At 60.9% G+C, this 7438-nt stretch carries 6 protein-coding genes; all 6 read right to left on the minus strand.

All coding sequences use genetic code 11. The annotated features are described in order from the left end of the window. Positions 1-105: 105 nt before the first annotated feature. A complete protein-coding gene (locus ACH2EH_RS25835) occupies positions 106-1644 on the minus strand; it encodes a substrate-binding domain-containing protein (RefSeq protein ID WP_395146303.1) in 1539 nt (512 codons plus the stop codon). An 81-nt stretch (positions 1645-1725) separates the two neighbouring features. Beyond that, entirely contained in the window at positions 1726-3180 is a 1455-nt protein-coding gene (locus ACH2EH_RS25840) for a hypothetical protein (protein WP_395146304.1), read from the minus strand. Continuing rightward, positions 3177-4190 carry a low-specificity L-threonine aldolase gene (gene ltaE / locus ACH2EH_RS25845; protein WP_395146305.1) on the minus strand — a complete coding sequence of 338 codons (1014 nt, stop codon included), beginning with the start codon at positions 4188-4190 and terminating at the stop codon, positions 3177-3179. Before ltaE ends, ACH2EH_RS25840 begins: the two co-directional genes overlap by 4 nt. Next, complete coding sequence (locus tag ACH2EH_RS25850) at positions 4187-5911, minus strand: FAD-dependent oxidoreductase (protein ID WP_395146306.1); 1725 nt, start codon at positions 5909-5911, stop codon at positions 4187-4189. Before ACH2EH_RS25850 ends, ltaE begins: the two co-directional genes overlap by 4 nt. Before the next feature lie 166 nt (positions 5912-6077). Beyond that, positions 6078-7112, minus strand: coding sequence for a 6-phosphofructokinase (locus ACH2EH_RS25855; RefSeq protein WP_395146307.1), 1035 nt, complete (start codon positions 7110-7112; stop codon positions 6078-6080). A 57-nt stretch (positions 7113-7169) separates the two neighbouring features. Further along, positions 7170-7438: sigma 54 modulation/S30EA ribosomal C-terminal domain-containing protein (locus ACH2EH_RS25860; RefSeq protein WP_395146308.1), on the minus strand; the 269-nt coding region annotated here is incomplete at its 5' end.

A 7438-nucleotide genomic window follows, 5' to 3' on the forward strand; every position in this document is an offset into this window, starting at 1 on the left:
CCGAGATAGGCGCTGCCTGCCAGTGCCGCGCTCACGAAGAGCGGCTGCTCGGCGGCGAGCAGCAAGACAATAAAGATCAGCGTGGCGGAAAGGCCCGCCTTGAAGTCAGCCATTGTAGCCCTTCGCTTCCCGGAATGCCGCGCTCAGATCGCTGCGCCCCTCAAACGTCCGGCCCGACGTCGCCTTTGTCAGTGTCTCCAGTTGACCTGATGATGCCTCGCCGAATCGTATCGCAAAGACGGGTATGTCGAGTTTCTCGCTCAGCACCTCGCTCAGGCTTGCCCCCGTGTTAGACTCGCCGTCGGTGAGTAGGATCACGGCGGGGAAGTAGTCCTCGTAGCTCGGCTGCTGGCGAACCCGACGGAGTGCTTGCACCACAGGGCTGTAGATGTCGGTGCCGCCCGAGGCCCCCAGCGCCTGAATCTTCGCGCTCAGTGCTGACAGTGCTGCTGGATCATTGCCACGCACCTGCCAGAGTGCTTCCGGTGTGCTGCTAAAAGGAATCACTACGGTAATATCTCTCGCCGATGTTTGCAGCAGGCTACGGCGTGCTAAATTCTGATCGAGCAAGCCCCGCATCGCACTCTTGAGCTGCTCCAGCCGCTCGCCGCGCATGCTGCCGGAGACATCCAGGCAATAGACCGTGAGCGAGGGCTTGCGCAGGCTGGTCTGATAGAGATCTAGGGCTTGTCGCACGACTTCCGCGCATGGCAGGCGGAGCTGATTGGGAAACGCGTCGCCGATGGGCCCCGTGCGCCGCCCGGTGGCCGCAATCTCGCGCTGAATCGCGGGCGAGAGAAGCCAGCTCTGGAGCTTCGCAAATGCCTGACGCTTTTCTGCACCCTGCCCGTGCTCGACATAGCCCAGCGGTGCATCGGCGATCGCAACGCCATCGGACGGATAGACCACTCTGAGTTTCTCACGGCCTTGCGTGGCAAGCTTTGCGTTGGCCTCCGTCGCCATGACCTCGTAGTTAATCATCGCATCGTAGTCGTCGTAGCGGCTGAGAAAGAGCTCCGTTAGCCAGCCTGAGCTTCCCGCCGACCGATTGACTTGCGCTAGAAGCGATGCCACGCCGCGCTGAACGTCCGGCTTTTGCAAGTCGCTCTCCGTGAGCACCTGCGGCTTTCCGGCAAACGCGGAGAGAAAGGCGAGATAGGCCGCGGCACCGCTGTTGCTCTGAGTGGCGGAGGTCATTAAAAAACGAAGGCGGCCCGCCTGGGCCGCCTCGCGAATTGTCTCCGTCGTGACACTCTTTTTATCCGTCCAGCCTAGCTTTTGGGCCACACTCTCTTTCAGTGCCAGCCCCACGGGCGACCAGTAGATGCTCTGCGCATCTTTCACACGCCGCTGTGCATCGCCCATGCTCGTCCAGAGCGACTGCGCGGGCCAGACCGCATCGGCAGCCCCCCCGCCTTCGAGCTGGCGCATGATCTCAACGGAGCCTTTGTACTCGAAAGTGACGGTGAGATTATTCTCTTTTGCGAAGCGCTGCACCAGTGGCTCCAGGCTCTTGTTCTCGCTGCCCGCCACAATTCGCAGGCTCACTTTTGGCGCCGTGAGTGACTGGCACCCCGCCAGTAGGCTTCCTGTCAGTAGGAGTAGCACGAACGCATTTCGTGTTGTTTCTATTTTTCTTATCATTGCCCTTATTTTCGCCCCTTAAGAGGCAATCAATATTAAGAAGAGATGATGGACACGTCAGGGCAGGGGATGGCGGGTCATTTAGCGTTTTTTGGCGAGCCAGCGCTTGCGGAGCCGCTGCTGCTCTTCTGTGGGCATTGCGACCGAGCGAATCTCACCCTTGTCGGTGAGCTCTAAACCAACATGAGCGAGGGCTTTCTCAACGGGTAGCTCGCCTGGTGTAAGAACGAGCTTGTCATAGAGCGGGCCGAAAGTGTCTCCCCCCGCCACAATGAGCTGCTTGCGGATCTCGTCCTCGGCAAAACCGGGCTGGTTGTTGCGGCATTTTTTCCAGAGCGCAAGCTCCACATCATCAAGACTGCGCTTGCCATTGGTCTGAGCAAGTAGCTCCAAGTCGAGGCAGAGACCAACCACAAAGCCCTCGTCGTAGTAGCTCAGCCCAAAGCCGCTGCTATTGCCGCGTCCGTTATTGGCCTCACCCACGCGAGAGCTGGAGTCGTGCGGCGAGACTGTGAGGCGCGCCTCAGAGCGGCGCTGGCGGCGGACGTTGCCCGCGATATCGGCATAGAGATCCTGCTCACTCGTCCAGCCGAAGCGCCCCAGGAGCGTGATGGCGAAGTAGTCCGTGGTGCCCTCTAGCCACCAGAGTGCCCCGGTCTTGGGGAGCTGTGTGTAGTCAAAGGGGCCAAGCGACTGACTGCGGATACGCTTGACATTCCAGAGGTGAAAGAATTCGTGGGCGAGTAGGCCTGCGGTGCGCCTGGAGAACCCGGAGCCCAGGCTGATCTCGGTGCTGCTTAGGTGCTCCAGGCCAGAGCCGCCCGCACCGCCGGAGCGCACGCTGAAGTGCCAGACATACTTGCCGTAGGGGGCGCCGTCCATGAACTCGGTTTCTATTTTGGAGACCGTCTCACACGTCTCACGCAGGAGCTTCTTGTCAATCTGATCCGCCCCCGTGCCGCGCAGGGCAATCACATGCAGCTTGCCTGCGGTCTGGTAGGTCTCCTCGTAGTAGCTCCCAAGCGTGACGGGGTTGTCGGCGAGGGTATCGTAGGAGTCGGCGTTGTAGTCCGGACCACTGCCATCCAGACCCACGGCCACTTTCCAGTCCTTGGGGGTATCCAGTGTGAGCTTGCAGCGCTCCTGCGTACGCCCGACCACGTAGATATAGGCCGCGATTCCGCTGTAGTGCCCGACGCCGTTTTGAAATTCCAGCGGCGCAGTGTAGCGCAGCGTGACTTGCTTAGCTCCCGCACTGTTGATCTTCCAGGTGTGATCGTCCACTACGGAGAGCTCCACGGGCTTGTCGCCCGCGCCCGTCGCCGAGAAGTCCTTGAGGCGTGCCCCGTAGTTTTGGAGCATGTAGAACCCCGGCATCCAGCGCGGAGCCTGCACCAGGGTCTCGGCGGCGTTTGTTGGAATCGTGACCGTGATCGCGAGCTGCTTGGTGTCGGGCTGCGGCTGGACTTTATAGCCAATCTCCGCGTGCGCTGTGGCTGCCGAGAGCAACAGAGCGAGAACGAGAATTCTTTTCATGCGAAATATTCCTTGATCGCGTTGATGAACAGAGCGATTCCCTCAGAGTTTACATCCAGATGGGTGACGAAGCGTGACTCGGGGGTGATGAGAGCCAGCATTCCGCGCTCCGCGAGTGCGGCTTGTAGCGGCGCACAATCTTCCTCGGGGAAGCGGGCGAAGACCATGTTGGTTGCGTGTCCGAGAACCGTGACTTGTGGAATCTGTGTCAGCTCTGTTGCTAAGAACGTGGCGTTTGCGTGATCTTCTGCGAGGCGCTCGATATGGTGCTCCAGCGCGTAGATCCCCGCCGCTGCCAGAATCCCCGACTGTCGCATTCCACCGCCCAGCACTTTTCGCCAGCGGTAGGCGCGCTCAATGAGCTTCTGCGAGCCGACCAGAACCGAACCGACGGGTGCGCCCAGCCCCTTCGAGAGACAGATCGAGACCGAGTCAAAGCCGTCGCACGCCTCCGCGAGCGTGATGCCCTGCGCCACCACGGCATTAAAGACCCGCGCTCCGTCTAGGTGGGTCGCGAGCCCTCGGTGGTGCGCCAGCTCCGTTGCGGCTCTGAGATAGTCTCTAGGAACAACCTGGCCGTTGAACGTATTCTCCAGCGCCAGTAACTTCGTGCGGGCAAAGTGTGCCCCCAGGCCCGGCCCATGACGCTTGATCGCCGCCGAAATCTTCTCCAGCGGCAACGAACCATCGTCTTCGTTCTCAAGGGGTTGCGGGACAATTGAGCCCAGCACCGCCGCACCGCCACCCTCGTACTTGTAGGTGTGGGCAAGCTGGCCGACGATGTACTCATCGCCGCGCTCACAGTGGGCCATCAGCGCGGCAAGATTGCTCTGGGTTCCTGAGGGCAGAAACAGCCCCGCCTCCTTGCCCGCGGAGCGTGCCAGCGAGTTTTGAAGCTCCAGCACGGTGGGATCATCGCCCCACACATCATCCCCGACGACGGCGTGTACCATCGCCTCCCGCATCGCAGGTGTCGGACGGGTTACCGTGTCACTTCTAAGGTCAATCATAAAATTTCGTCCCAGCGCAGTAGTATCCCCTGGGTTTTTAGGCGCGTCTGGAACTCGGCCAGAAGCGCGGGGGAGTCGTGGACGGCGCTGGGGTCGCGGAGGTCTTTTTCGAGGCAGAAGGCGGCCAGCGATCCGGCGATCTCACCGGCGAGAAACTCCGTGGGATGCATGCGCGCCGATGCGAGGGCGAGGCGACTGGCACCGAAGTTCTTGGCGGCGGGCAGGATATTCACCGGGCCGGATGCGGGGAGAAACGCCCCAAGCGGCAGGTGGTAGGGAAGCGCCACCGAGAGCAGGGGAGGCTCACCCTTGCTGGGGTGAATGTCCATGGCATAGAGCGCACCCCCCACGGAGTCGGGGAATATCTCGCCCCACTTTGCGGTGGGATCTGGTGAACGTAAGTGGTTTTGAGTCAGCATCGTTCGGGCCTGCAGGCGGCGCGACTCCCGGATGTAGGGGTGGATTGCCCAGCCACTCTTGGCGGGAACTTGCATTTCGGGGTAGCCGAGCTTGGTGGGGTCGTCGTCGCGGGGGCACTCGGTCTGGAGCCAGTAGGCAAAGCCCTTGGCAAAATTCAGACCGCGCTCTAGAATCCGCACTTGCTCGTCCACGGGCTTATCGAGGTAGCTCTCCTCGTGGAAGTCATTGCCGCGCCAGTTTATCAGCGCTAAATCACCGACAGGGGACTGCTTGCCCGTGAAGCTGGATGCGGCGATCAGGCGACGATACGTCCAGAACGGCAGATAGCTGCGATTATTTGCCTGTGCTTTTTCAAGAACTTTGTAGGTGACGGAGTACGGCTCGGCTTTATCACGGTAGATGTAGTCTAGCGTGTACTCGCCCAGGCTCTTAAAGTAGTCGTACTCGGCGGGTTTTTCGGGGATCGGGCCGGGCGCGGCTTGCCAGTTCATGAGAAAGCAGTACGTGAAGCTCTGCACCCAGCTTGGGTTTGCTGTTTCCGGCGCGAGCGACTCCCCAAACTCCGAAAACGCCTCCTGGCCGATGCGAAACGGGGAGCCCGCGAGGGCAAGTGCCGCACCGTCCTCAGTGGCATCGAGCAGAAACCGACAGCCAATGCGTGTGATCTTGCCTGTCTCTAAGCTTGCGATATCGGCGTAGTTGATGCGCTGCTGGCCCGAATATTGGGTCACGGAGCGGAGCTGATGGCGCATTAGCACGCGCCGAATCGCGCCAGATTTTTCGTAGGGAGTCAGTCGGTCACGGATCGCCTTTTCCCACACTTCGGGCAGACCTGAGACGCGGCTGACCCAACAATCACCGATGTTCTTTCCCGCGCCGGGCTTGACTCCCGGCTGGGCATTGTAGTGGTCTCGAACCGCTTGGCGGAGCGCACGGTAGGTCTTGGTGGACGGCCCGGGCTCTTTTTCGATGTGGCTATTCTCATCGGGAACCGGCACGAGCTGGCTGGTGAGCTGACCGCCGAGCATCCGGGTAGGCTCGACAATCACCACGGAGAACCCGCGCCTCGCTGCCGCCTCGGCTGCTGCAACACCACCGAGCCCGCCGCCAACCACCAGCACATCACAGCTTAAACTGACATCGGAGGGCGCGAGGGCAACTTCAACGGCCCGGCGCTTTTCAATGTCTAAGACGCGGGTCAGCTCAAAGGGAGCGGGCACGGTAGGCGCTTGGGCGTGGGCTTTAGGCATGGCAAGGCTCAGGAGGGTGAGGAGGGCGGTGGAGAGGCAAGAGGGGCGCATAAAATTCGTGTCGCTCCGTATCTCTCGCCCCCATGGACGGGGGCGTCTTATTGTCCTCGTGCCTCGGACACAAAGGCCCTCCGGGCCATACCGAATTTCTATGGCTGCTTGCAGCCTTTGTGTCGGCGAAGCCGTCAATAAGACGCCCCCGTTCATGGGGGCGATTCTATTTAAACGTGGTCTTCATCAGCTCAATAAGCTCCGGAGGGACGATTTTGAGCACGGAAGTGGCGGCGACGATATCCACGCCCTTGACCTCGGTGCCCACTAGCGCGGCCATCTGACCGAACTGTTTCTGCTGGACGAGCTCAGCGGCCTTCATCCCAACACGCATGCCTAGCACGCGGTCAAAGAGGGTGGGCGATCCACCGCGATGCACATGGCCCACGACGGCATGGCGGCTCTCCCAGCCCGTTTTTTCGGTGATCGTGCTGGCGACAAACTCCCCGACACTACGGTCCGAGAGCTTGACGTGCCCAAAGTCGTCCACTGCCTTTTCCGCACCGAGCAGCGCGGGAAGCTCGGTGCCCTCCGAGCAGACAACGAGGCCGTACTTCTTGCCACGCGCCCGAACAGCGCTGAGGTGCGCGATCATGGCGTCCACATCAAGCGGCTCCTCAGGAAGGGTCACCCAGTCCGCACCGCCCGCCACACCGACGTACCAAGCCACCCAGCCCGCGTGGCGGCCCATCACTTCGAGCACCATCACGCGTCGGTGCGAGCGCGCCGTGTCCCGCAGGCGATCAATAGCGTCTAAACCCACAGAAGCGGCGGTGTCGAAGCCAAACGTGAAGTCCGTGCCCGAGAGATCATTGTCCATGGTCTTGGGGACGCCTACCGTGGGCACACCGTACTGCGAGTAGAGCTTGGCCGCCACACCCAGCGTGTCCTCGCCGCCTAGAGCAACTATCGCATCGAACTTGGCGGCCTTGATATTCTCCAGAACGGCTTCTAGATCTTTCTCCCCGCCCTTTTTGAAGGGATTCGTGCGCGAGGAGCCCAGCATGGTGCCCCCCTGGTAGATAATCTCCTCCACATCGCTCAGGCCCAGAGGACGGTACATCCCCTTGACGAGTCCGCGCCAGCCCTCTTCGATTCCGACAAACTCGAAACCAAAGTCCATGCCACGGTACACCACGCCCCGGATTGCGGGGTTGAGGCCAGGGCAGTCGCCCCCGCCGGTTAGAATTCCAACTTTCACAAGCAAGCTCCCAGAAAAACGGCCCCGGATTCTGTTGTCCGGGGCCGCTTCGTTGCGTTATCGTTCGGGCTCTAGGATACCGTAGTTTTTATCCGCTCGTCTATAGAGGACACTCACCTGACCAGTGTCGGCGTTCTCGAAGACAAAGAAGTCGTGAGAGAGGAGCTCCATCTGGGCAACGGCCTCAAGTTCTGTGAGAGGTTTGATCGCAAATCGCTTGCGTCGCAGAACCTTGCCCTCATCGTCGGCATCGTCTTCATCGCGCTCGTTCTCTGGGGGCATGTGGCGTGGGCTGTCATGATCGTGATGGGCACCTCGGTGGTGCC

Source organism: Armatimonas sp., from assembly GCF_043760365.1.
Classification (GTDB): domain Bacteria; phylum Armatimonadota; class Armatimonadia; order Armatimonadales; family Armatimonadaceae; genus Armatimonas.

Coding starts and splice junctions, on each gene's coding strand:
- ACH2EH_RS25835 (WP_395146303.1), bottom strand. CDS start 1,644: ATGATAAGAAAAATAGAAACAACACGAAATGCGTTCGTGCTACTCCTA.
- ACH2EH_RS25840 (WP_395146304.1), bottom strand. CDS start 3,180: ATGAAAAGAATTCTCGTTCTCGCTCTGTTGCTCTCGGCAGCCACAGCG.
- ltaE (WP_395146305.1), bottom strand. CDS start 4,190: ATGATTGACCTTAGAAGTGACACGGTAACCCGTCCGACACCTGCGATG.
- ACH2EH_RS25850 (WP_395146306.1), bottom strand. CDS start 5,911: ATGCGCCCCTCTTGCCTCTCCACCGCCCTCCTCACCCTCCTGAGCCTT.